The sequence below is a fragment of the Streptomyces sp. SID9727 genome, assembly GCF_010550605.1.
GTDB lineage: Bacteria > Actinomycetota > Actinomycetes > Streptomycetales > Streptomycetaceae > Streptomyces.
The window spans coordinates 14,009-38,133 of record NZ_JAAGNI010000114.1; the positions used below are offsets into that span (position 1 = coordinate 14,009).

At 71.2% G+C, this 24,125-nt stretch carries 22 protein-coding genes and 1 pseudogene; 11 read left to right on the forward strand and 12 right to left on the reverse strand.

The window, feature by feature from the left end; translation table 11 throughout:
• Positions 1–79: 79 nt before the first annotated feature.
• Genes G3I41_RS07170 through coxB form a run of 3 tightly spaced genes read right to left on the reverse strand, consistent with a single transcriptional unit; the run spans position 80 to position 3,170 of the window.
• Positions 80–478 (reverse strand): cytochrome c oxidase subunit 4, encoded by a 399-nt coding sequence (locus G3I41_RS07170; protein ID WP_164399458.1) that lies wholly within the window; start codon positions 476–478, stop codon positions 80–82.
• Complete coding sequence (gene ctaD / locus G3I41_RS07175; RefSeq protein WP_073968135.1) at positions 475–2,211, reverse strand: cytochrome c oxidase subunit I; 1,737 nt, start codon at positions 2,209–2,211, stop codon at positions 475–477. The genes G3I41_RS07170 and ctaD overlap by 4 nt, the downstream gene beginning before the upstream one ends.
• Complete coding sequence (gene coxB, locus G3I41_RS07180; protein ID WP_164399459.1) at positions 2,208–3,170, reverse strand: cytochrome c oxidase subunit II; 963 nt, start codon at positions 3,168–3,170, stop codon at positions 2,208–2,210. Before coxB ends, ctaD begins: the two co-directional genes overlap by 4 nt.
• Before the next feature lie 267 nt (positions 3,171–3,437).
• Here coxB and G3I41_RS07185 point away from each other — a divergent pair, with 267 nt between their 5' ends.
• Positions 3,438–4,820 carry a cysteine desulfurase/sulfurtransferase TusA family protein gene (locus G3I41_RS07185; RefSeq protein WP_164399460.1) on the forward strand — a complete coding sequence of 461 codons (1,383 nt, stop codon included), beginning with the start codon at positions 3,438–3,440 and terminating at the stop codon, positions 4,818–4,820.
• Positions 4,821–4,828: 8 nt separating this feature from the next.
• Here G3I41_RS07185 and G3I41_RS07190 read toward each other — a convergent pair whose 3' ends face one another.
• Positions 4,829–5,803 carry a carbohydrate kinase family protein gene (locus G3I41_RS07190; RefSeq protein WP_164399461.1) on the reverse strand — a complete coding sequence of 325 codons (975 nt, stop codon included), beginning with the start codon at positions 5,801–5,803 and terminating at the stop codon, positions 4,829–4,831.
• A 156-nt stretch (positions 5,804–5,959) separates the two neighbouring features.
• On the opposite strand from G3I41_RS07190, the gene G3I41_RS07195 reads away from it, so the two are divergent.
• Positions 5,960–6,154: a hypothetical protein gene (locus G3I41_RS07195; protein ID WP_164399462.1), complete on the forward strand. Its 195-nt coding sequence runs from the start codon at positions 5,960–5,962 to the stop codon at positions 6,152–6,154.
• 103 nt (positions 6,155–6,257) lie between these two features.
• On the forward strand, positions 6,258–7,673 hold the full coding sequence (locus G3I41_RS07200; RefSeq protein ID WP_164399463.1) for a hypothetical protein: 1,416 nt from the start codon (positions 6,258–6,260) through the stop codon (positions 7,671–7,673).
• An 83-nt stretch (positions 7,674–7,756) separates the two neighbouring features.
• On the opposite strand, the gene G3I41_RS07205 is transcribed toward G3I41_RS07200, so the two are convergent.
• A complete protein-coding gene (locus G3I41_RS07205) occupies positions 7,757–8,113 on the reverse strand; it encodes an iron-sulfur cluster assembly accessory protein (RefSeq protein ID WP_018103583.1) in 357 nt (118 codons plus the stop codon).
• Positions 8,114–8,356: 243 nt separating this feature from the next.
• Here G3I41_RS07205 and nadA point away from each other — a divergent pair, with 243 nt between their 5' ends.
• A complete protein-coding gene (gene nadA / locus G3I41_RS07210) occupies positions 8,357–9,544 on the forward strand; it encodes a quinolinate synthase NadA (protein WP_164399464.1) in 1,188 nt (395 codons plus the stop codon).
• 86 nt (positions 9,545–9,630) lie between these two features.
• On the opposite strand, the gene G3I41_RS07215 is transcribed toward nadA, so the two are convergent.
• Complete coding sequence (locus G3I41_RS07215; protein WP_164399465.1) at positions 9,631–9,999, reverse strand: hypothetical protein; 369 nt, start codon at positions 9,997–9,999, stop codon at positions 9,631–9,633.
• A gap of 149 nt (positions 10,000–10,148) precedes the next feature.
• Here G3I41_RS07215 and G3I41_RS07220 point away from each other — a divergent pair, with 149 nt between their 5' ends.
• The 3 genes from G3I41_RS07220 to G3I41_RS07230 all read left to right on the forward strand — a co-directional run bounded on the left by G3I41_RS07220 (position 10,149) and on the right by G3I41_RS07230 (position 13,541).
• Positions 10,149–10,976: a helix-turn-helix transcriptional regulator gene (locus G3I41_RS07220; protein WP_164399466.1), complete on the forward strand. Its 828-nt coding sequence runs from the start codon at positions 10,149–10,151 to the stop codon at positions 10,974–10,976.
• Positions 10,973–11,167 (forward strand): DUF397 domain-containing protein, encoded by a 195-nt coding sequence (locus G3I41_RS07225; protein WP_164399467.1) that lies wholly within the window; start codon positions 10,973–10,975, stop codon positions 11,165–11,167. The genes G3I41_RS07220 and G3I41_RS07225 overlap by 4 nt, the downstream gene beginning before the upstream one ends.
• Before the next feature lie 253 nt (positions 11,168–11,420).
• Positions 11,421–13,541, forward strand: coding sequence for a tetratricopeptide repeat protein (locus tag G3I41_RS07230; RefSeq protein ID WP_343242079.1), 2,121 nt, complete (start codon positions 11,421–11,423; stop codon positions 13,539–13,541).
• Between the two features lie 72 nt (positions 13,542–13,613).
• Here G3I41_RS07230 and G3I41_RS07235 read toward each other — a convergent pair whose 3' ends face one another.
• The 5 genes from G3I41_RS07235 to G3I41_RS07255 all read right to left on the reverse strand — a co-directional run bounded on the left by G3I41_RS07235 (position 13,614) and on the right by G3I41_RS07255 (position 20,097).
• Complete coding sequence (locus G3I41_RS07235; protein WP_164399469.1) at positions 13,614–16,766, reverse strand: efflux RND transporter permease subunit; 3,153 nt, start codon at positions 16,764–16,766, stop codon at positions 13,614–13,616.
• A gap of 174 nt (positions 16,767–16,940) precedes the next feature.
• On the reverse strand, positions 16,941–17,636 hold the full coding sequence (locus G3I41_RS07240; RefSeq protein WP_164399470.1) for a response regulator transcription factor: 696 nt from the start codon (positions 17,634–17,636) through the stop codon (positions 16,941–16,943).
• Positions 17,633–18,901 carry a sensor histidine kinase gene (locus G3I41_RS07245; protein WP_164399471.1) on the reverse strand — a complete coding sequence of 423 codons (1,269 nt, stop codon included), beginning with the start codon at positions 18,899–18,901 and terminating at the stop codon, positions 17,633–17,635. The genes G3I41_RS07240 and G3I41_RS07245 overlap by 4 nt, the downstream gene beginning before the upstream one ends.
• 131 nt (positions 18,902–19,032) lie before the next feature.
• The gene (locus tag G3I41_RS07250; RefSeq protein ID WP_164399472.1) at positions 19,033–19,311 is read right to left on the reverse strand and encodes a hypothetical protein; all 279 of its coding nucleotides are present in this window, start codon (positions 19,309–19,311) and stop codon (positions 19,033–19,035) included.
• A 9-nt stretch (positions 19,312–19,320) separates the two neighbouring features.
• Entirely contained in the window at positions 19,321–20,097 is a 777-nt protein-coding gene (locus G3I41_RS07255) for a PspA/IM30 family protein (protein WP_164399473.1), read from the reverse strand.
• Positions 20,098–20,371: 274 nt separating this feature from the next.
• On the opposite strand from G3I41_RS07255, the gene G3I41_RS07260 reads away from it, so the two are divergent.
• From G3I41_RS07260 to G3I41_RS07270, 3 genes are all read left to right on the forward strand, one after another.
• On the forward strand, positions 20,372–20,971 hold the full coding sequence (locus G3I41_RS07260) for a DUF3043 domain-containing protein (protein WP_164399477.1): 600 nt from the start codon (positions 20,372–20,374) through the stop codon (positions 20,969–20,971).
• Positions 20,972–21,060: 89 nt separating this feature from the next.
• On the forward strand, positions 21,061–21,813 hold the full coding sequence (locus tag G3I41_RS07265) for a methyltransferase domain-containing protein (protein ID WP_343242081.1): 753 nt from the start codon (positions 21,061–21,063) through the stop codon (positions 21,811–21,813).
• 212 nt (positions 21,814–22,025) lie between these two features.
• Positions 22,026–23,117 (forward strand): trypsin-like peptidase domain-containing protein, encoded by a 1,092-nt coding sequence (locus G3I41_RS07270; RefSeq protein WP_164399474.1) that lies wholly within the window; start codon positions 22,026–22,028, stop codon positions 23,115–23,117.
• A 63-nt stretch (positions 23,118–23,180) separates the two neighbouring features.
• Here the strand turns inward: G3I41_RS07270 and G3I41_RS07275 are convergent, their stop codons facing one another.
• The gene (locus G3I41_RS07275) at positions 23,181–23,393 is read right to left on the reverse strand and encodes a hypothetical protein (RefSeq protein WP_073863269.1); all 213 of its coding nucleotides are present in this window, start codon (positions 23,391–23,393) and stop codon (positions 23,181–23,183) included.
• A gap of 136 nt (positions 23,394–23,529) precedes the next feature.
• On the opposite strand from G3I41_RS07275, the pseudogene G3I41_RS07280 reads away from it, so the two are divergent.
• Positions 23,530–24,125, forward strand: a pseudogene (locus G3I41_RS07280) (adenosylcobinamide kinase/adenosylcobinamide phosphate guanyltransferase); the annotation flags it as partial.

Consider the following 24,125-nt stretch of genomic DNA (forward strand, 5'->3'; position numbering starts at 1 on the left):
GCAAACGGGGGGCCGGCCACTTCTTGTCGAAGTGTCGGCCCCCCGTCAGGTGGAGCGGTGTGCTACCGGCGGACCGGTCTCACTGGGTGCGGTTCTCACCGCGGTAGTACTCGAACACCCAGCCGAAGAGGCCGACCAGGAGCAGCGGCGCCGAGAAGAACAGCAGCCACCAGCCGAAGACGACGCCCAGGAAGCCGAAGGCACCGCCGATCGCCAGCGAGAGCGGCTGCCAGCTGTGCGGGGAGAAGAACCCCACCTCGCCGGCCTCGTCCGCGACGTCGGCCTCCTTGTTGTCCTGCGCCATCGCGTCGACCCGCCGGGCCGTGAAGGCCAGGTAGAAGCCGATCATGAGGCTCAGACCGAACGCGAGGACCAGCGCGGTGGTGCCGACGGGCTCCTTCGACCACACGCCGTACGTGACGGCCATGACGAGGATGAACAGCGCCAGACCGAGGAACATCTTGCCCTGGATCTTCACTTGCCCGCCTCCTTGCCGCCGGCGAGGGCCTTGTCACCCTCGGAGGCGTGGTCCAGCTGCTCCAGCGCCGTGATCTCCGGGTGGTGCAGGTCGAACGCCGGGGATTCGGAGCGGATACGGGGCAGCGTGAGGAAGTTGTGCCGCGGCGGCGGGCAGGAGGTCGCCCACTCCAGCGAACGGCCGTAGCCCCACGGGTCGTCCACCTCGATCTTCTTGCCGTACTTGGCGGTCTTCCAGACGTTGTAGAAGAACGGCAGGATCGACAGGCCGAGCAGGAACGAGGAGATGGTCGAGATGGTGTTCAGCGCGGTGAAGCCGTCCGCGGCGAGGTAGTCCGCGTAACGCCGCGGCATGCCCTCGGCACCCAGCCAGTGCTGCACCAGGAACGTGCCGTGGAAGCCCACGAACAGCGTCCAGAAAGTGATCTTGCCGAGCCGCTCGTCCAGCATCTTGCCGGTGAACTTCGGCCACCAGAAGTGGAAGCCGGAGAACATCGCGAACACCACGGTGCCGAAGACGACGTAGTGGAAGTGCGCGACCACGAAGTACGAGTCCGAGACGTGGAAGTCCATCGGGGGCGAGGCCAGGATGACGCCGGTCAGACCACCGAAGGTGAAGGTGATCAGGAAGCCGATCGCCCAGAGCATCGGTGTCTCGAAGGACAGGGAGCCCTTCCACATCGTGCCGATCCAGTTGAAGAACTTCACCCCGGTGGGCACCGCGATGAGGAACGTCATGAACGAGAAGAACGGCAGGAGCACACCGCCGGTGACGTACATGTGGTGCGCCCACACGGTCACCGAGAGGCCGGCGATGGAGATCGTCGCGGCCACCAGGCCGATGTAACCGAACATCGGCTTGCGGCTGAATACAGGGATCACTTCGGAAATGATCCCGAAGAACGGCAAGGCGATGATGTACACCTCTGGATGGCCGAAGAACCAGAAGAGATGTTGCCATAGCAAGGCGCCGCCATTGGCCGCGTCGAATACATGGGCACCGAATTTACGGTCCGCCTCCAGGGCGAACAGCGCGGCCGCCAGGACCGGGAAGGCGAGCAGGACCAGCACACCGGTCAGCAGCACGTTCCAGGTGAAGATCGGCATGCGGAACATCGTCATGCCGGGGGCGCGCATGCAGATGATCGTGGTGATGAAGTTGACCGAACCGAGGATCGTGCCGAACCCGGAGAAGGCCAGACCCATGATCCACATGTCGGCGCCGACACCCGGCGAACGGACGGCGTCCGAGAGCGGGGAGTAGGCGAACCACCCGAAGTCGGCGGCACCCTGCGGGGTGATGAAGCCGGCCACCGCGATGATCGAGCCGAAGAGGTACAGCCAGTACGCGAACATGTTCAGCCGCGGGAACGCCACGTCGGGCGCGCCGATCTGCAGCGGCATGATCCAGTTCGCGAAACCGGCGAACAGCGGCGTCGCGAACATCAGCAGCATGATCGTGCCGTGCATCGTGAACGCCTGGTTGAACTGCTCGTTCGACATGATCTGCGTGCCCGGCCGGGCCAGCTCGGCGCGCATGAAGAGCGCCATCAGGCCGCCGATGCAGAAGAAGGCGAACGATGTGACCAGGTACATCGTGCCGATCGTCTTGTGGTCAGTGGTGGTCAGCCACTTGATGACGACGTTCCCCGGCTGCTTGCGCCGGACCGGCAGCTCGTCCTCGTACGAGTCGTCTGCTGCCGCGGCACCCTGAGGTTCGTTGAGGATGCTCACAGTTTGTTCGTCTCCGCATTCCTGGCCGGGTCAGTCTGCTCGATGCCGGCCGGCACGTAGCCCTTCTGGCCCTTCTTCGCCAGCTCCTTGAGGTGCGCCTGATAGCGCTCCGGGGAGACGACCTTGACGTTGAAGAGCATCCGGGAGTGGTCGACGCCGCAGAGCTCGGCGCACTTGCCCATGAAGGTGCCCTCCTGGGTGGGAGTCACCTCGAAGGCATTGGTGTGGCCCGGAATGACGTCCTGCTTCATGAGGAACGGCACCACCCAGAAGGAGTGGATGACGTCACGCGAAGTCAGAATGAAACGGACCTTCTCGCCCTTGGGCAGCCAGAGGGTCGGCCCCGGGTTGCCGGTCTGCGGGTTCCGGTCCCCCGGGATGCCGACGTCGTAGACGCCGTCCGCACCCTTGGGGAAGTCCTTGCGGAACCTGTTCGGGATGGCGTCGAGCTCCTTGGGGACCTCGTTGCCCGTGGCGGCGGAGCCGTCCACGTTCTCGATGTAGTTGAAGCCCCAGCTCCACTGGTAGCCGACCACGTTGATGGTGTGGGCGGGCTTCGGGGAGAGCGTGAGGAGCTTCGTCTCGTCCCGGGCGGTGAAGTAGAACAGCACCGAGACGATGATCAGGGGGACCACGGTGTACAGCGCCTCGATGGGCATGTTGTACCGGGTCTGCGGAGGTACCTCCACCTTGGTGCGGCTGCGCCGGTGGAAGATGACGCTCCACAGGATCAGGCCCCAGACCAGCACGCCCGTGGCGAGCGCTGCCGCCCACGAGCCCTGCCAGAGGGAAAGGATCCGTGGGGCCTCTTCCGTTACCGGCGTAGGCATACCAAGGCGGGGGAAGTCCTTGTACGTGCAACCGGTGGCGGTCGCCAGGATCAGGCCCGCAGTCAGCACCTGCGGCAGCTTCCGCCGCATCGGGCGCCGCGACGAGCGGTCGGAGCCGTTGGGACTCACGTAGCGCCTTCCCGAGAGTCTCGCCCGCACGGTCGGCGCGGCCGTCTCGCTGGTCGGTCGCCGGCCCGGTGCGGGCAGGGGTTTGGATGTTTATGCGGACCAAACCCTACTGGACGCTATTTGGGGTCGCGCGGGGAGGGTGCCCAACGCGCCGCCCGACTCCCCGAAGGGGTGGAATTCGCGCCTCCGGCCGCCATCTGACGCCCCCTCCACCTGGAGGAGCGGCCGGTGAGGGGCGGCGGGGGCGCTCCCGGTTAGCGTGACCGGGTGCCCTACTTCGACGCGGCGTCCGCCGCCCCCCTGCACCCCGTCGCCCGCCAGGCGCTGCTTGCCGCGCTGGACGAGGGCTGGGCCGATCCGGCCCGGCTGTACCGCGAGGGGCGCCGCGCCCGGCTGCTGCTCGACGCGGCCCGGGAGGCCGCCGCCGAGGCCGTCGGGTGCCGCGCCGACGAGCTCGCGTTCACCTCGTCGGGCACCCGGGCGGTGTATTCCGGAATTTCCGGCGCGCTCGCCGGGCGTCGGCGTGTCGGACGCCGTTTGGTGGTGTCGGCGGTCGAACACTCGTCGGTCCTCCACGCGGCGGCGGACCACGAGGACCGGGGCGGCACGGTCGCCCGGGTGCCGGTCGAGCGGACCGGCGCGGTGGACGCACAGACGTTCGGGCGGGCGCTGACCGAGGACACCGCGCTGGCCTGCCTCCAGTCCGCCAGCCACGAGGTGGGCACCGAGCAGCCGGTGGCCGAGGCGGCCGGGCTGTGCCGGGCGGCCGGGGTGCCGCTGCTGGTGGACGCCGCGCAGTCGCTGGCCTGGGGCCCGGTGCCGGAGGGCTGGTCGCTGCTGGCGGGCAGCGCGCACAAGTGGGGCGGACCGGCCGGGGTCGGGCTGCTCGCGGTGCGCAAGGGGGTCCGGTTCGCGCCCCAGGGGCCGGCGGACGAGCGGGAGTCGGGGCGGGCGCCGGGGTTCGAGAACCTGCCGGCGATCGTCGCGGCGGCCGCGTCCCTGCGCGCGGTGCGGGCGGAAGCGGACGCGGAGGCGGCCCGGCTGCGGGCCCTGGTGGACCGGATCCGGGCCCGGGTGCCCGCACTGGTGCCCGACGTGGAAGTGGTCGGCGATCCGGTGCGGCGGCTGCCGCACCTGGTGACCTTCTCCTGTCTCTATGTCGACGGGGAGACCTTGCTCGGGGAGCTGGACCGGGCCGGTTTCTCCGTCTCGTCTGGATCGTCCTGTACGAGCAGCACGCTGACACCGAGCCATGTGCTCAAGGCGATGGGCGTCCTGTCCGAGGGGAACGTCCGCGTGTCGCTCCCCCGGGGCACCACGGACGAGGACGTCGACCGTTTCCTGGAGGTGCTCCCGGGCCTGGTCGCGGGGGTGCGCGAGAAGCTGGACGCGCCGGCCGCCGCGGCCCCCTCTCCCGCTCCGGACGACTCGCTGGTGGTCGACGCGCTCGGCAAGCGGTGCCCGATCCCGGTGATCGAACTCGCAAAGGTGATCGGAGGGGTGCCGGTGGGCGCCACGGTGACCGTGCTCTCCGACGACGAGGCGGCCCGGCTGGACATCCCGGCGTGGTGTGCGATGCGGGAACAGGAGTACGTGGGCGAGGAGCCGGCGGACCGCGGCGTGGCCTATGTGGTCCGCCGGCTCTCCTGAGCGGCGCGTCAGACGAGGTGCGCGCTGACCTCGGCGGCGGCCTCGTGGCCGTACGCCTTGGTGAAGCGGTCCATGAAGTGGGTGCGGTGCAGGGTGTACTCCTGGGTGCCCACGGTCTCGATGACGAGCGTGGCGAGCATGCAGCCGACCTGGGCCGCGCGCTCCAGGCCGACACCCCAGGCGAGACCGGAGAGGAACCCGGCCCGGAAGGCGTCGCCGACGCCGGTCGGGTCGGCCTTGACGTTCTCCTCGGGGCAGCCGACCTCGATGGGCTCCTCGCCGGCCCGCTCGATGCGCACGCCCTGGGCGCCGAGCGTGGTGACCCGGTGGCCGACCTTGCCCAGGATCTCCTCGTCGGTCCAGCCGGTCTTGGACTCGATGAGCCCCTTCTCGTACTCGTTCGAGAAGAGGTACGTGGCGCCGTCGAGGAGGATGCGGATCTCGTCGCCGTCCATGCGGGCGATCTGCTGCGAGAAGTCGGCGGCGAACGGGATGCCGCGCGTACGGCACTCCTCCGTGTGGCGGAGCATGCCCTCCGGGTCGTCGGCGCCGATGGAGACGAGGTCGAGGCCGCCCACGCGGTCGGCGACGGCCTTGAGCTCGATGAGGCGGGCCTCGCTCATGGCACCGGTGTAGAAGGAGCCGATCTGGTTGTGGTCGGCGTCCGTGGTGCAGACGAAGCGGGCGGTGTGCAGGACCTCGGAGATCCGTACACCGCTGGTGTCGACGCCGTGCCGTTCGAGCCAGGCGCGGTACTCGTCGAAGTCGGAGCCGGCCGCTCCGACCAGGATGGGCTTCGTGCCGAGCAGGCCCATGCCGAAGCAGATGTTGGCGGCGACCCCTCCCCGGCGTACGTCCAGGTTGTCGACCAGGAAGGAGAGCGAGACCGTGTGCAGCTGGTCGGCGACCAGCTGGTCGGCGAAGCGGCCGGGGAAGGTCATGAGGTGGTCGGTGGCGATGGAGCCGGTGACTGCGATACGCACGGGGAGACGTCTCCTGCGGAGTCGAAGGGGAACGGATGTCCGCGTCCCAGGGGTGACGTGACAGTTCACGCTACCCGCTCGCGCCGGCCCCGAAGCGGAAAAACTACCCGATAGTAGGGCTTTCTTCGCGGGCGCCGTGGTGCCTACGGTGCCCTCATGCCGAACCACATCGCCCCGCGCGAGTCCGAGACAGGTCTGGCCGAGCTGCGCGGAGACTGCGCACGGATGGCCCCGCACTGGGTGGTTCCCGCGAGGATCACCCCTACCCGCGTCGCGCCCGCCCTGATCCACGGGGTCTCCGTGCCGCCCGCCTCCGCCCGGCTGATCGAAGCGATGGAAGAGAGGCCCTAGGGAACCAGGTGCCCCGCTGATCCGTCCCAGCCCTGTCCGCCCCACGCGGCGGACCGTGCGCCGGCCGGGCGCACGGCGGCGATGCAGGCGAAGGAGCGATCCGGTGAGCACCGAGCGACCCGACAACGACGTGACCACCACCCGGCGGCGTTCCCCGCTGGTCGCGGCCTCGGTGGCGGCCGCCGTCCTGCTGGCCGGTGGCGGCGGCGCGTACTGGGCCGCGACCGCGGCGGACGGCGGCGAGGACACGCGGAGCACGGCGTCCGGCGGTGGCGGGACTCCCCCGCCCCTGGCCCTGGACGACGCCGGACCGCCGACCGCCCCCTCCCGGGAGGGCATCGCCCCCGGCGAGCCCGATCCGCACGGCGGGCGGCTGGTCTACCGCGCGTCCGGCAAGCTGCCGGACGGGCCGGAGAAGGCCGCGGTCCAGCGCGCCGGGGGCACGGTCACGGCCGCCGAGGTGGCCAGGCTGGCCAAGGCGCTCGGACTGGCGGGCACCCCGCGGTCGGAGGCCACGTCGTGGAAGGTCGGCTCCGACGGGGACGGCTCGGGTCCGGTGCTGCGGGTGAACAAGCAGGCGCCGGGGAGCTGGACCTTCACCCGGTACGGCTCCGGCGGGACGGACAACTGCAAGAAGGGGGCCGTCTGCGCGGTGGCCCCGGGCGGCTCCGGGCAGCCGGTGGACGAGAGGACCGCGAAGGCCGCCGCCGCGCCGGTGCTGAGGGCCACGGGCCAGGACGGCGCGGCGCTCGACGCGCGCCAGCTCATGGGCTCGGTCCGGGTGGTCAACGCCGATCCGGTGGTGGACGGGCTGCCCACGTACGGCTGGGCGACCGGCGTCCAGGTCGGCCCGGACGGCCGGGTGGCCGGGGGCTCCGGAAAGCTGAAGGCCCTGGAGAAGGGCGACGCCTATCCGGTGATCGGCGCGGACGAGGCGCTGAAGCGGCTCAACGCCGCGCAGCCGCCGGCCGCGGAGATCGGCGGGTGCGCCTCGCCGGCGCCGCTGTCCGAGGGGGTCGGCTGCGGGGCGAAGACCGGTGCGGAGCGGCCCGCGACGACGGTGACGGTGGAGAAGGCGGTCTTCGGCCTGGCGGTGCACACGACGGGCGGCGAGCAGCTGCTCGTACCGTCCTGGATCTTCTCGGTGAAGCCGGCCGGGGGCACCGGTGACACGGTCACGCAGGTGGCGGTGGACCCGGAGTACCTGACGCGGGAGCCGGCGCCGGGCACGTCCCCGGACGGCGACGGCGCGACGAAGGCCCGGGCGGTCCAGTCGTACGGCGCGGACGGGCGGACGCTCTCGGTGACGTTCTGGGGCGGGGTGTGCAGCACCTACACGGCGAGCGCGCGCGAGGACGGGGACGCGGTCCGGGTGACCGTGGAGGAGAAGAAGGCCGAGCCGGGCAAGGTCTGCGTGATGATCGCGAAGGAGCTGACCCGTACGGTCACGCTGGAACGGCCGCTGGACGGCCGGAAGGTCGTGGACGAGGCGTCGGGCTCCGTGGTGCCGCGCGCCTGAGCCCTCCTCGTACGGCGCAGTGAAAAAGGCGGCGGCCCCGGGACCGGAGTCCCGGGGCCGCCGCCTCGACGCTGTGGCGCGACTCAGCTGAAGGAGTCGCCGCAGGCGCAGGAACCCGTGGCGTTCGGGTTGTCGATGGTGAAGCCCTGCTTCTCGATGGTGTCGACGAAGTCGACCGAGGCGCCGCCCAGGTACGGGGCGCTCATGCGGTCGGTGACGACCTTCACGCCGTCGAAGTCCTTGACGACGTCGCCGTCGAGGGAGCGCTCGTCGAAGAAGAGCTGGTAGCGCAGGCCCGAGCAGCCGCCGGGCTGGACGGCGACGCGAAGCGCCAGGTCGTCACGGCCTTCCTGCTCCAGCAGGGCCTTGACCTTGGCTGCGGCGGCGTCGGACAGGAGGATGCCGTCGCTCACGGTGGTGGTCTCGTCCGATACGGACATCTGCTTCTCTCCCGGGTTGTACGGAGACTGCTTGCCGACGTTGCAACCGTCGGGGCCGCGGATTCATTCCGGGCCGAGCGCTTGCCTGTTCCCTTCATGCTCGCACACCCGTCCTGCGGGCGGATGCGTCACATTGACGCTTTCGGCATCGTCAAAGTGACGTGAAGCGGCTATGATAGATAGCGTCAATTAGACGAAAAGGCTTTCTCCACAGAGAAGTCCGCAGAAGAAAGGGTGCGTGACGTGACCACGGCCCACCCCGTCCAGGATCTCGATGTCCAGCCGACGCCGCTCGCCCTGCTCCTGCTGGGCCGCGACGCCGACCCCAGGAGCGAGCGCGGTGTCGAGTGCCCCGGCGACCTGCCCTCCCCGTCCGACCCGGACCTGGTGGCACGCGCCCGCGCGGCCAAGGAGAAGCTGGGCGAGAAGGTCTTCGTCCTGGGTCACCACTACCAGCGCGACGAGGTCATCCAGTTCGCGGACGTGACCGGCGACTCCTTCAAGCTCGCCCGGGACGCCGCGGCCCGCCCGGAGGCGGAGTACATCGTCTTCTGCGGTGTGCACTTCATGGCCGAGTCGGCGGACATCCTGACCACCGACGACCAGAAGGTCGTGCTGCCGGACCTGGCGGCGGGCTGCTCGATGGCCGACATGGCCACCGCCGAGCAGGTCGCCGAGTGCTGGGACGTGCTGACCGAGGCGGGTGTCGCCGAGCAGGTCGTGCCCGTCTCGTACATGAACTCCTCCGCCGACATCAAGGCGTTCACCGGCCGCCACGGCGGCACGATCTGCACCTCGTCCAACGCGAAGCGCGCCCTGGAATGGGCCTTCGAGCAGGGCGAGAAGGTTCTCTTCCTGCCCGACCAGCACCTGGGCCGGAACACCGCCGTGCGGGACATGGGCATGTCCCTGGAGGACTGCGTCCTCTACAACCCGCACAAGCCGAACGGCGGCCTGACCGCCGAGGAGCTGCGGAACGCGAAGATGATCCTGTGGCGCGGCCACTGCTCGGTGCACGGCCGTTTCTCGGTCGAGTCGGTCAACGACGTGCGCGAGCGCATCCCGGGCGTCAACGTACTGGTGCACCCCGAGTGCAAGCACGAGGTCGTGGCCGCCGCGGACTACGTCGGCTCGACGGAGTACATCATCAAGGCCCTGGAGGCGGCCCCGGCCGGCTCGAAGTGGGCGATCGGCACCGAGCTGAACCTCGTCCGCCGCCTGGCGAACCGTTTCGCCCCCGAGGGCAAGGAGATCGTCTTCCTCGACAAGACGGTCTGCTTCTGCTCCACGATGAACCGCATCGACCTGCCGCACCTGGTGTGGACCCTGGAGTCCCTCGCCGAGGGCAAGCAGGTCAACCGGATCGTGGTGGACCCGGAGACGGAGAAGTACGCGAAGCTGGCGCTGGAGCGGATGCTGGCGCTGCCGTAGCGGCCGCCCCCATCCGGACGGACGGCCGCCGCGCCCGGAACACCGGCGCGGCGGCCTCGGAGCGGGCCGCCTGAGCCGGCAGCGGTTCAAGTCCCGCTGGCACCGGCCCCCGGGCCCGCCGCACACGCCCTGGTTGCCTCGGCCTCCGCAGGCGTAAGGAGGGCGGGAGCCAATCGGTATCCCCGGCTCTCCGCGATCCGCAGGGCGTCCTGCAACGACTCGACCAGCCGGACCCCGGTGAACCTCAACTCGCGCGTACCCACGCCCGTTTCGGCGAGCAGCGCCCGCGCCTCGCGCAACACGTACCGCGCCGAGTCCAGCAGGTCCGTCTCCACCTCGTCGGCCAGCCGTGACATCCGGCCGCCGGGGTCGTCGGTGCTCAGGTAGCACGGCGTCCCGCTGTCGCCCACCCACGGGAGCAGCCGCATCGGGCTCCCCTGCGCATCGAACATCATGTCGCTTCCGCCTCCGTTCGGGGAGCGCTCTGGTCCCCGGTCGCACCCGCTGGTTACGGTGTGTGGCGCAATCGTCGCGCTGCGGCGGGTCTCCCGACAGGGTCGCCGCGTCCCGACGTTCAACACGGGACACACGGAAGGCCCGCTCGATGACGTTCAGGTCCCAGCCGCTCTCCCCCTTCACCTCCGCGCGCCACTACTTCGGCTCGGAGCTACGCCGCCATCGCGAACGCGCCAAGCTGTCCCTCGTACAGCTGGCGGACATCGTCAACTCCAGCAAGAGCACGCTCGCCCGGATCGAGACGGCCGAACTGATGCCCCCGCCGGACATGCCCAGCTGCCTGGACATCGCCTTCGGGACGGACCGGCACTTCACGGGTCTCTACGGGCTCGCCCGCCGCGAGATCCACCCCGACCAGTACAAGCGATACATGGACTTCGAGGCTCGCGCCGAGGTCATAGAGCAGTACGGCGCGCAGGCGTTGCCCGGCCTGTTACAGACCGAGGAGTACGCGCGCACGTTTCTCCGCTGCCAGGAGGACCTGAGCGAGGAAGTCATCGAAGAGCGTGTCACCGCACGCATGGCCCGGCAGGAGCGGCAGCGCTCGGCAGATCCGCCGTTTCGGTGGGCTGTGATCGACGAGGCCGTACTACGGCGGCAGATGGGCAGCCGCGCATGCATGTACCAGCAACTGGCTTCGCTGTTGGAGCAGGTGGATACTCCGGACAGTAAAGTTCAAGTGATGCCGTTCAGTGCGGGACTCCACTCGCTGCTGGGCGGCGCGCTGACTCTACTGACCCTGCCCGACGGCGCCTCGGTGGCGTACGAGGAGAGCATCCAGGCCGGTCATCTCTACGAGGATCCGGACGCGGTGAAGAAGTGGCGGCGGCAGTACGACGTACTGCGCGCCAACTCGCACTCCCTGGCCGAGTCGGCGGAACTGATCCGTACCGCGATGGAGGACTACCGACCATGACTCACTCCCCCGAGCTGAGTTCCGCCCGCTGGCGCCGCAGCAGCTACAGCAATTCCAACGGGGGCGAATGCGTCGAGATCAGCGACGACTTCCCCGGCCTCGTCCCCGTACGCGACAGCAAGAACCCGCAGGGCCCCGCGCTCGTCGTCCACACCGCCGCCTGGAACGGGTTCGTCTCGTCCCTCAAGTAGGGCTCTGGAAAAGCGCATCGGCCTGTCCCACACGCGCGTGTGGGACAGGCCGTCTCTTTATCACCCGAGCACCGGAAAGAGCCACGTTTGTCCGGACCGGCCCCGGAGCGCCCCATCCGTGCCTAGGCTGCTGTCCTCTTCGGCGGCATGAGTTGCGGAAAGGCGGGGCGCCGGGATGGCGTATGAGGCGGGAACGGTCGACAGCGGGGAGCGCGAGCCCGTGGGAACGGCGCGAAGTGGTCACGCGGGAGCCGTGGCGCCCGCGCGGGAGGCCGTGGAGATCTGCCGGAAGCGCGCCGCGCGCGACCCGGCCGCCGCGCACCGGCAGGAACTGGCCACGGCACTCCACACCCTGGCGGACCGGCTCGCGGCCGCCGGGGACCACGAGGGTGCGCTCGCCCACGCACGCGAGGCCGCGCGCACGTTCGCCGCGCTCTCCGAGGAGCACCCGGAGGTTTTCCGGGGGGATCTCGCCCGGTCCCTGACGTCCATCGCCGACAAGACCGCCGCCACCGGGGACCGCACCACGGCGGTCCTGTTCGCGCGCCAGGCCATCCAGCTCCAGCGCGAAGTCGTCAAGAGCGCACCCTCCGCCGGCCTCCCCGGGCTGGCCGCGATGCTCAGCGGCCTCGCGACGCATCTGACCGCCGACGGGGAGCCCGCGGAGGCCCTGACGCACGCCGAGGAGGCCGCCGGGCTCTACGAACGCCTCGTCGCCGAGGACCGGGAGGCGTTCCTCCCGGAGTACGCGGCGGTCCTCCGCACCGTCGGCAACCACCGCGCACGCCTGGGCGATCTGTCGGGGGCGGTCTCGGCGGGCCTGAAGACGGTCGCCTGCCGCCGGGAACTCGCCGTGCTGCAACCCGCCGTCCACCGCCCGGAGCTGGCCACCGCGTTCGCCGACCTCGCCGCCCACCTGAACCGGGTCGGAGAGCCGGACGAAGGGCTGTCGGTCGCGAGGGAGGCCGTCGCGCTCCTGCGTGAACTCGTCCCGGAAGCGCCCGGCCTGCGCCCCACCCTCGCGGGAGCCCTCGGTGCCCTGGCCCAGAACCTCGCCGACACCGGCAGCCCGGCAAAGGCCCTGCCGGCCGCCCGCGAAGGGGTGGACCTCTGGCGCCTCCTCGCGGAGGAGCAGAGCGGCGCCCATCTCCCCGAGCTGGCGCTCGCCCTGCGGAACCTCGCCAAGCTGCGCGGGATGAACGACGACACCGAAGGCGCCGTGGACCCGGCCCGGGAGGCGGTCGCCGCGTACCGCGCCCTGGCCGTGGAGAACCCGCGCGCCTTCGCGGACGACCTGGCGCACACGGTCGGGGACCTGGCCCGCGCGCTCGCCCGTACCGGCGACCACGCCTCGGCGGCCGAGGCATACGCGACCACCGCGACCGAGTTCGCGGAGGTCCATCCCTTGACCACCCGGCGCCTCCGCGTCGAGCGGAGCATCTTCCTGCTGGACTGCCCCGACCCGCTGCCCTCGGAGGGCGTGCGCGCGCTCGTGTCGTTCCTCGGGCGGGACGCCGGTCTCGAACCGGAGGACGGCCCGGACCTGGTGACCGTACGGGCCCGGCGGGCGCTGCGCGCCCACGGCGACCGGGAGGCGGTGCGTGCGGCCTGGGAGGCGGAGACGCACGGCCCCGCGCCCGACTGGCTCTCGCTCTCCGCCGCGACGCTGGAGGCGGTGGGCACCTGGATGTTCGCGCCCGACTGGACCGCGTCGCGCGATCTCTGGTCCCGGTACGCCGACACGCTCGGCAGCGAGGAGGCCGCGGCGGCGCTCGAAGAACTGGCGCTCCTGGACCCGGCCACCGCGCGGCAGCACGCCGCGCTCCGCGAGTTCGTCCTCGACCACGGCGTGACCTCCGCCTACGATCCGCTGATCCTTTCGGGGCAGCTCACCGAGTGGGTGGGCTGCGATTCCTGGGCCGAGTCGCGGGCGTATCTCCAGGACCACCCGCGCCTGCTCCAGGTGCGGCCGTCCCCGGACACCCCGCTGTCGCACGTCGCCCTCCTCGATGTCTCCCGTGCGGAGGGGATGGACGCCGCCTACCGGCTGGTGGAGGACCGGGACGCGCTCCAGGCTTACGTGGACAGGGCGTTGGAGGCCGGTGACGGCACCTCCCTGATGCACGCGGCCGCCATCGAGGGGCAGGTCTTCGAGGACCGGCTGTCCTCCTTCGCCCACGCGCAGGTGAGCATGGTCCTCTCGGGGGCCGTCCAGGGCGTCGAACCGGAGGAGCTGGCCGAGTTGGTCCCGCGCGCTCCGGAGGAGATCCGGGGGCGGCTGGTGCGGGAGGTCGCGGGCCTCAGTGTGCGGTACGCCGAACCGTACGGGGAGCTGTGGCTCCGCATGATCAAGACGCTCAGCGGGGCGGCCTGACCACACCCGCGCACGTGCGGGGGCCCGGCCCGCACGAGCGTGCGGGCCGGGCCCCTGGTGTCACTGTGCGGATCAGGCCCGCGTCGGCTCCGGTTCGCCGGAGGACTCCCGCGCCTCCGCCGGGGCCGGGACGCCGGCCTTCGCGGCCCGCTTGGCCGCCTTCTTGTCCCGGCGGCGCTCCTTGCGGAGCTCCACCATCGCGTACAGCGTCGGCACCAGCAGGAGCGTCAGCAGCGTCGAGGTGATCAGACCGCCGATGACGACGACGGCCAGCGGCTGCGAGATGAAGCCGCCCTCGCCGGTCACACCGAGCGCCATCGGGAGCAGGGCGAAGATCGTCGCCAGGGCCGTCATGAGGATCGGGCGCAGACGGTGGCGGCCACCCTCGACGACCGCTTCGACCACGCCCATGCCCTGGGACCGGTACTGGTTGATGAGGTCGATCAGCACGATGGCGTTGGTGACCACGATGCCGATCAGCATCAGCATGCCGATCATCGCCGGGACCCCCATCGGGGTGCCGGTGACGACGAGCAGGCCGATCGCGCCGGTGGCGGCGAACGGGATGGAGACCAGCAGGATCAGCGGCTGGATCAGCGACCGGAAGGTGGCGACCAGCAGCATGAAGACGATCGCGATGGCCGCCAGCATGGCCAGGCCCAGGTTCTTGAAGGCGTCGTCCTGGTCCTCGGAGACACCGCCGATGGTGGCGGTGGCGCCGTCCGGGAGGTCCAGGGCCTTGATCTTCGTCTGGAGCGTGGTGCTGACCGCGCCGGTGTTGTCACCGGTGGGGCGGGCGGTGACGGTCGCGGCGCGCTGGCCGTCGATCCGGGTCATGGAGACCGGTCCGGGGACCAGCTTCACGTCGGCGATGGCGCCGAGCTTCACCTTGCCGAGCGGAAGGTCCTTCAGCTCCTGCATGGTGGTGGCCGGGTGGGCCGACTTCACGACGACGTCGCGCTCGGTGTCGTCCATGATCGCCTTGCCGGACGGGGTGCCCCGCACCGCTCCGGCGACGGCCGCGCCGAGCGTTGCCTGGGTGTAACCGGCGTCGGCGGCCTTCGCGTTGGCCGTCACCGAGATCCGCGGGACGCTCTGCGCCAGGTCGCTCTGGACGTCGGTGACGTCCTTGAGCTTGGCGACCTCGGCGCGGACCTGCTCGGACGCCTTCTTCAGGGCGTCCGCGTCGGCGGCCTTCACCACGACGCTCAGGTCCTGGCTGCCGAAGCCGTCGCCCGCGCTGATGGTGGTGTCTCCGATGCCGTCGAGCTTGGCGAGACCCTTCTCGATGCGGTCCTGGGTGGCCTCGAACTCGGCGGAGTCCTTCAGGGTGACCTGGTAGGACGCCTGGTTGGATCCGGTGCCGCCACCGAAGGCGGCCATGAAGCCGGACGAGCCGACGGTGACCTGGTAGTCCTTGACGCCCTTGTCGTCGGCGAGGAGCTTCTCGACCTTCTTCGCCGCCTCGTCGGATGCCGCGAGGCTGGTGCCCGGGTCGAGCTTCTGCTTGATGGACAGGACTTCCTGCTCGCCCTGGTCGAAGAAGTTGGTCTTCAGCAGGGGCGCCATGCCGAAGGTGCCGAAGAGGACGACGAAGGCGATGACGACACTGGTGATACGGCGCCGGGTGGCGAACCTCAGCACCGGCACGTAGATCCGCTGCAGGCGGCTGCGCGCCTCCTTCTCCTCGGCCTCGCGCCGCGCCTTCTCCGGGTCCTCGGCGGTGCCCTTGGGGGCGCGCAGGAACCAGTACGACAGGACGGGGACCACGGTCAGCGAGACCAGCAGCGAGGCCAGCAGGGCCGCGGTGACGGTCAGCGAGAACGAACCGAACAGCTCGCCGACCATGCCGCCGACGAGACCGATCGGCAGGAAGACGGCGACGGTGGTGAGGGTCGACGAGGTGACCGCTCCGGCCACCTCCTTGACCGCGGTGATGATCGCCGACTGGCGCTCCTCGCCGTAGCCGAGGTGGCGCTTGATGTTCTCCAGGACGACGATCGAGTCGTCCACGACCCGGCCGATCGCGATGGTGAGCGCGCCCAGCGTCAGCATGTTGAGCGACAGGTCGCGGGTCCAGAGCACGATCAGCGCGAGGACCACGGAGAGCGGGATGGAGACCGCGGTGACCAGGGTGGAGCGCAGCGAGGCCAGGAAGACCAGGATCACGATGACCGCGAAGACCAGGCCGAGCGCGCCCTCGGTGGTCAGGCCGGAGATCGCCTTGGAGACGGCCGGGCCCTGGTCCGAGACGACGGTCAGCTCGGCGCCGGAGCCGAGGTCCTGGCGCAGGTCCGGGAGCTTGTCCTTGACGGCGTCCGAGATGGCGACGGCGCTGCCGTCCTTGTCCATCGTCGCCATGACGGCGAGGCTCGGGCGGCCGTTGGTGCGGGTGATGGAGTCCGCGGTGGCGGCCTCCTGCTTCACCGTCGCGATGTCACCGAGGCGGACCGGCTTGCCGGGCTTGCCCGTGGCCGGGTTCTGACCGCCGACCCGAAGGTTTTCGATCTGCTTGAGCGTGGTGAAGGCGCCGCCGACCTGGATGGTGCGGCTCTTGCCGGACTCCGAGAAGGCGCCGGCCGGAACGGTGGCGCCGCCCGCCTGGAGGGCCTGGGAGAGGGCGGTGGCGTTGAGACCGGCCGCGGCGAGCTTCTTGTCGTCCGGGGTGACCGTGACCTGGATGTCGCGCACACCGTCGACGGAGACCTGCCCGACGCCGTCGATGTCCTCCAGGGCGGGGACGACGGTGCGGTCGAGCTGGTCGGCCAGCGCCTGCTGGTCCTTGTCCGAGGTGACGGCGAGGACGACCGTCGGGATGTCGTCCGTCGAACCGGCGATGACCTGCGGGTCGACGTCGTCGGGCAGCTGGATGCGGGACCGGTTGACGGCCTGCTGGATGTCGGCGACGAGCTGCTTGGTGCCCTCGTCACCGAAGTCGAAGGTCGCCATGATGACGGCGTTGCCCTCGCTGGCCTTGGACGTGATGCCGGTGACGCCGTCGACGGCCTTGATGGAGTTCTCGAGCGGTTCGACGACCTGCTTCTCGACCACATCGGGGGACGCACCCTGGTAGGGGGCGAGCACCGACACCATCGGCAGTTCGATGGTGGGCAGCAGCTGCTGCTTGAGCTGCGGGATCGCGATCGCTCCGAAGACGAGCGCGACAATCGAGATCAGACCGATCAGGGCCCTTTGCGCGAGGCTGAATCTGGACAGCCAGGACATGGGTGGGTCTCTTTCTGTGGCTTACGCGGCAGGCGGGCGGGATGCCGGGGCGTGCCCCGGGGGACAGATCCCGCCCACCTATACGATCGCCGATGCCCGGGACGAAAGTCCTCGGCCCCAGGGTCGCTTTCTCACGCCCCGCATACCGCAGGTGGAGTACGCCCCGGCTGCACCTCACTCCACCCGTGGGCGCACCAGGCCCGATTCGTACGCGATTACCACCAGTTGTGCGCGGTCCCGGGCGCCCAGCTTCGCCATCGCCCGGTTCACATGGGTCTTGACGGTCAGTGGGCTGACGACCAGGCGTTCCGCGATCTCGTCGTTGGACAGGCCGCCCGCGACCAGGACCAGCACCTCGCGCTCCCGGGTGGTGAGGGCCGCCAGCCGCTCCGCGTACGCGGCCGCCCCCGGTCCCTCGCCCGCCCCGCCGCCGCCCTGCGCGAGGAACGTGGCGATCAGGCCCTTGGTCGCGGCCGGCGACAGCAGCGCCTCGCCCCCCGCGGCGATCCGGATCGCGTTGAGGAGTTCGTCCGGCTCGGCGCCCTTGCCCAGGAAGCCCGAGGCCCCGGCGCGCAGCGACTGCACCACGTACTCGTCCACCTCGAAGGTGGTGAGCATGACCACGCGGACGTCCGCGAGCTCCGGGTCGGCGCTGATCATGCGGGTCGCGGTGAGTCCGTCCGTGCCGGGCATCCGGATGTCCATCAGCACGACGTCGGGCCGCTCGGCGCGGGCGGCCTCCACGGCCTGCGCCCCGTCCGCCGCCTCGCCCACCACCCGCATGTCGGGCTCCGAGTCGACCAGCACCCGGAACGCGCTGCGCAGCAGCGCCTGGTCGTCGGCGAGCAGGACCTTGATGGCCGGTGTCATGCGTTCTCCCCCGTCCGGCCCACCGCGCCCGGTCGCCCGGGCTCCTGCGCGCGGGCCTCGACGGGCAGGATCGCATGGACGCGGAACCCGCCCCCGTAGCGGGGACCGGCCGTGAGGGTGCCGCCCAGGGCGGTGACGCGTTCGCGCATCCCGAGCAGGCCGTGGCCGCCGCCGGTGGCGGAGTCGGCGCCTCCGGCGTTCCCGCGGCCGTTGTCCAGGACCATGACCTCGGCCGTGGCGCCGACGCGCACGACGCTCACCTCGGCCTTGGCGCCCGGGCCCGCGTGCTTGCGGACATTGGTCAGCGCCTCCTGGATCACCCGGTACGCGGCCAGGTCGACGGCCGACGGCAGCGGCGGCTCGCCCCCGGCGGCGCAGGCCACCTCGACGGGCAGCCCCGCCTGGCGGACGCTCTCCACGAGCTGGTCCAGGACCGCGAGGCCGGGGGCCGGTTCGGTGGGGGCCTCCGGGTCGCCGGACTGGCGGAGCAGGCCGACGGTGGCCCGTAGCTCGTTGAGCGCGGACCGGCTCGCCTCGCGGACGTGGGCGAGGGCCTGTTTCGCCTGGTCGGGGCGCTTGTCCATGACGTGGGCGGCGACCCCGGCCTGCACGTTGACCAGGGCGATGTGGTGGGCGACGACATCGTGCAGGTCGCGCGCGATGCGCAGCCGCTCCTCGGCGACCCGGCGGCGGGCCTCCTCCTCGCGGGTCCGTTCGGCCCGTTCGGCGCGCTCCCGGATCGCGTCGACGAAGGCGCGCCGGGAGCGCACCGCGTCGCCCGCGGCCCCGGCCATCCCGGTCCAGGCGAAGACGCCCAGGTTCTCCTGGCTGTACCAGGGCGGCGACCCGAAGAGCATGGCGGCGGCGGTGAGCGCGGCCATGGTGAGCAGCCCGACCCGCCAGGTGGTGGGCCGGTCGGTGCGGGCCGCGACGGTGTACAGCGCGATGACGGCGCTCATCACGACGGGGGTCGGCGGGTCCGCGGTGACCAGTTCCACGACGGTCAGCGCCCCGGTGGCGGCGAGCACCGCCATCGGTTCGCGGCGCCGCCGGATCAGGACCAGTGCGCTGAGCAGCATCAGCAGGAGGCTGCTCGCGGCGGGTGTGCGGGCGCCGAAGGTGGGCCCGTCGTGCCCGCCGGGGTCCACGAACGACGCGAAGACCATGGCCACGAGCACGCCCAGGGCGAGCGCGCCGTCCAGCGCGAGGGGGTGGCCGCGCAGCCAGTCGCGGATGCGCAGGACCCCGGTTCCGAGGGTGGTCACGTCGGGCTACGTTACGGCGTGCCGCGCGCGGGCCGTTCCGGCCGGAAGCGGCGGGTCCGGACGCGCCTGTGTCCCGCGTCCGTCGGACGGGCGCGGGGCACTCGGGTGCGGGTGCTGGAGAGCGGTCGGCGTCAGCCGGGGATCAGACCGTCGTCGCTGAGCATGGCGCGTACCTCTTCGAGGGTGGCGTCCGGCGACGGCAGGATCAGTTCGGACGGCTCCAGGGTGTCGTCCGGCAAGGGTGTGCCGAGTTCGCGCACGCGGGCCAGGAGCGCGTGGAGCGTGGTGCGGAAGCCGGGCCCGTCACCGCGCTCCATCTCGGCCAGCAGGGCGTCGTCGAGCTCGTCGAGCTCGGCGAGATGGCTGTCGGCCAGGACCGCCTGGCCCTCCCCCATGATCCGTACGATCATGACGCCGCCTCAGTTCTTGTCGAATTTGTGCGCCTGGCTGTTCTGCTGCTGGGCGTCCTGACGGCCGCCCTCGATCGCCTGCTGCGAGGAGGAGCCGCCGGCCAGCTCGGCCTTCATGCGCTGGAGTTCCAGCTCCACATCCGTACCACCGGAGATCCGGTCCAGCTCGGCGGCGATGTCGTCCTTCGCCGTGCCTGTCGGGTCGTCCAGGGCGCCGGAGGCCAGCAGCTCGTCGATCGCGCCGGCGCGGGCCTGGAGCTGCTGCGTCTTGTCCTCGGCCCGCTGGATCGCCAGGCCGACGTCGCCCATCTCCTCGGAGATGCCGGAGAACGCCTCCCCGATCCGGGTCTGCGCCTGGGCCGCCGTGTAGGTGGCCTTGATGGTCTCCTTCTTCGTCCGGAAGGCGTCCACCTTGGCCTGAAGGCGCTGGGCCGCGAGGGTGAGCTTCTCCTCCTCGCCCTGCAGTGTGGTGTGCTGCGTCTCCAGGTCGGTGACCTGCTGCTGGAGGGCGGCGCGGCGCGACAGCGCCTCGCGGGCCAGGTCCTCGCGGCCGAGCGCGAGCGCCTTGCGGCCCTGCTCCTCCAGCTTCGAGGACTGGCCCTGCAGCTGGTTCAGCTGCAGCTCCAGCCGCTTGCGCGAGGTCGCCACGTCGGCGACTCCGCGACGCACCTTCTGAAGCAGCTCCAGCTGCTTCTGGTACGAGTAATCAAGGGTCTCGCGCGGATCCTCGGCCCGGTCAAGGGCCTTGTTTGCCTTCGCGCGGAAGATCATCCCCATACGCTTCATGACACCGCTCATGGGCTTCGCGCGCCCCCTTCTGACTCAACTGGGCTCCAGCACTCCAACAGAACCCACAGTACGGGCCCTGTCTCTATTACCGCACTGTTCGGGCGTCGATGGGCTCCTCCCCAAGGACGACTGTGCTCCCGGTCCACTCCCGCCCAAGGAGTAGGTGGCGCCCGCACCGCCCGCCCGTACACGGTCGAGGACGCGGTCCGTTGCCGGATCGTTCCCGGGCGGCCTGCGGAGATCCGTGAGCGACCCCGTACCCTTGGGCCTTGTGTTCCGTAGCCGCTCCAAGGAAGAGAAGGCCCCCACCGACAAGGTGACGGCGGACCTCTCCAAGACGCCCCGCGACCCGCAGGCCCCCAAGGGTCGCCCCACCCCGAAGCGCAGCGAGGCCCAGACGCAGCGCCGTCGTGCCTCCAGTGGCGCGCCGCTCGACCGCAAGGAGGCCGCGAGGCGCCAGCGTGAGGCGCGCCGCGTGGACATGGCCAAGCAGCGGGAAGCGCTCGCCAATGGCGACGAGCGCTATCTGCCCGCGCGCGACAAGGGGCCGGTGCGCCGCTTCGTCCGCGACTTCGTGGACTCGCGCTTCTGCATCGCGGAGTACTTCCTGCCGCTCGCCGTGGTCATCCTGATTCTCAGCGTGATCCAGGTACAGGGCATCCAGAACATCTCGCTGCTGCTCTGGCTGATCGTGATCGTGCTGATCGTGATCGACTCGATCGGGCTCGCGCTCCGTCTGCGCAAGCAGCTCAACACGCGGTTCCCGGACACGCCCAAGCGCGGCGCGGTCGCCTACGGTCTGATGCGCACGCTCCAGATGCGGCGGCTCCGCCTGCCGAAGCCGCAGGTCAAGCGCGGAGAGCGGCCCTGAGCACCGAGCCGTCCGGCCCGGTCGGCGGTGTGCCCGCCGACCGGTCGGCCGGTGCCGTCACCGGCTTCGGCGGGGCTTCGGCGGCCTGGATCAGAGGGCTGACGGGCCTGCGCAACACCGTGCGCCAGGAGCTGGTCGCCCGGCAGCTGGACGAGCAGATCGCGGCCCGCTTCCCGGTCGGGCAACGGCTGCGCATCCTGGACGTCGGCATGGGCCAGGGCACCCAGGCGCTGCGGCTCGCCCGGGCCGGGCACACGGTGACCGGCCTGGAGTCCGACCCGGAGATGCTGCGGACCGCCCGCGAGGCGCTGGGCGGCGAGCCGGCCGGTATCCGCGAGCGGGTGCGGCTCATCGAGGGCAACGGCCAGGACACCGGGGTCCACTTCCTGCCCGGCAGCTTCGACGTGGTCCTCTGCCACGGTGTGCTGATGTACGTCCAGGAGCCGGACGCCATGGTGGCGGGCCTGGCCCGGATGCTGGCGCCGGGCGGGCTGCTGTCCCTGCTGGTGCGGAACGCCGACGCGCTGGCGATGCGGCCGGGGATGGCCGGGGACTTCGCCGGGGCCCTGGCGGCGTTCGACTCCGACCGGTACACCAACCGGCTCGGCCTGTCCGTGCGGGCGGACCGGCTGGACGCGCTGACGGCGACGCTCGCCTCGATCGCGGCTCCGCTGCACGCCTGGTACGGGGTGCGGCTCTTCACGGACAACGTGAGCAACGACGTGGAGCTGCCGCCGGCCGCGGAGCTGGAGCGGGTGCTCGCGGCGGAGGACCGGGCGGGGCGGACGGACCCGTATCGCGGGGTCGCGGCACTGCTGCATCTGTGCGGCGTACGGGGCTGAGTGGGGCCCGATGGGCCCGGTGGCGGCGTCCGGGTGGGCGTTCTTGTCCTCAAGCGCCGGACGGGCTTGATTTTCGGCCGCCCGGCTCTTTCATGCGCGGCACGTCCCTCTGGATGGGCGGGCGGTCGCCCCGCCGCGTGCGGGCTCGGCCCGTCGCCCCCTCTGGATGCGCTCAACGGGCCGCCCTTCGGGGCAAAAGTAATAATCCGGGCATGGATGCCATTGACTCACGCCGTCGTGCGCGCCGGCTGTTGCTGCCCCTGTCCGCGGGTGTCTGCGCGATCGCGCTGGTGAGCGGTTGCTCCGGATCGGACACCCCCTCCGCCGCACCGGACGCGACGGCGTCCGGATCGGCTCAGCCGGGTCCGGCCTCCAGGGCCGCCGGTGATCTGCAGAGCGAGTACCAGTCCGTCATCAACAACGTGCTGCCGTCGGTCGTGCAGATCGACGCCTCCGAGAGCCTCGGCTCCGGTGTCGTCTACGACGCCGAGGGCCATGTCGTCACCAACGCGCACGTCGTCGGCGACGAGAAGACCTTCAAGGTCACGGTGGCCACCGGCGAGAAGGTACTGAAGGCGTCGCTGGTCGCCGCCTACCCCGAGCAGGACCTGGCCGTCATCAAGCTGGACGACGTGCCCGACGGACTGCGGCCCGCGAAGTTCGGCGACTCGGAGAAGGTCGCGGTCGGGCAGATCGTGCTGGCGATGGGCTCGCCGCTCGGCCTGTCCAGCAGCGTCACCCAGGGCATCGTCTCGGCCCTCGGCCGGACCGTGAGCGAGAGCCGCTCGGGCGGCGGCACCGGAGCGACCATCGCCAACATGGTGCAGACCTCGGCGGCCATCAACCCGGGCAACAGCGGCGGGGCCCTGGTGAACCTGGACAGCCAGGTCATCGGCATCCCGACGCTCGCCGCCTCCGACCCCCAGATGGGCGACAGCGCGGCGCCCGGGATCGGCTTCGCCATCCCGGCCTCGATGGTGCGGACGGTCGCGGACCAGATCATCAAGAACGGCAAGGTCACCGACTCGGGCCGGGCCGCGCTCGACATCACCGGCCGCACGGTCGTCAACGACGACTACCGGCCGGCGGGGGTGGCGATCGTCAGTGTGCAGAAGGGCGGCGCGGCCGACGAGGCGGGGCTGCGGGCCGGCGACATCATCGTGAAGGTGGACGACACGAAGGTCACCACGATCACCTCGCTCTCCGAGGCACTGGCCGGCCACAAGCCGGGCCAGAAGGCGAGGGTGGCGTACACGCGCGGAAACTCGCAGAAGACGACCGAGGTCACGCTCGGCGAGATCTGAGCGTACGGAGGCCGCTGCCGCCGGGTGAGTCCGTGGGGCCCGCCCGGCGGCAGCCGTGTGCCGTCAGCCGGCCGCGTCCGCCTGGAGGCTCATCGGGCCGTAGATCTTCGTCCCGTCGTCGAAGAGCGTGACCTGGTCCGCCCCGCCGTCCAGGAGTTCCTTCCAGTACTCACCGATCCAGGACTCCGCGTCGCCCTGGGTCGTGAACTCCTCCGGCCGCAGGGCCGGCTCCGTCTCCGTACCGTCGGACTTCTCGAACCGCCACGTCCACGCCATGTCCGCCTCCTGGGTATGTCGTTCCGCTCGGCAGCCTAGTGCTTCCCACCAGCAAGGGAAGGGGCTCCGGGGCCTGTCCGGCGGATCTTCGCCCCCACGTCGCGCAACCCGCGCACCGACGCGGGAGGATCGGAACGTGGAACTGACTCTGCTCGGCACCGGAGCCCCCGACGGGCTGCCGCGGCCCGACTGCCCCTGCGCCGCCTGCGCCCTCGCCCGCGGAGCCGGCAGCCGGGCCGCGACCGCCCTCCTGGTCGACGACGCGCTGCTGCTCGACCTCACGCCGGGGGCGGTGTTCGCCGCCGCCCGCGCCGGCCACTCGCTCACCGGCGTACGCCAGGTCCTCCTGACCCACCCGCACGACGGACCGGCCGTCGAGCTGCCCGCCGGGCTGCCTCCGGCGGGCCGGGTGCCTGACGGCAGGGTACTGACGCTGATCAGCGGGCACCGGGTGCGGGCCGTGCCGATGGACGCGCCCGGTACCGGATACGAGGTCACCTCGCCGGAGGGCGCCCGGCTGCTGTACCTCCCGCCCGGCGGCGCACCGGCCGGGCTGACGGACCCCGTGGCGCAGCCGTACGACCTGGTCGCCGGGGACGTCGTCGGGCGGCCCGACGCGGTGGCGCGGCTGCGGGCCGTCGAGGCGATCGGGCCCGCCACCGAGCTGATCGCCGTCCACCTGGACCACGACGCGCCGCCCGCCCCCGAGCTGGAGCGCCGGCTGGCCGCGGC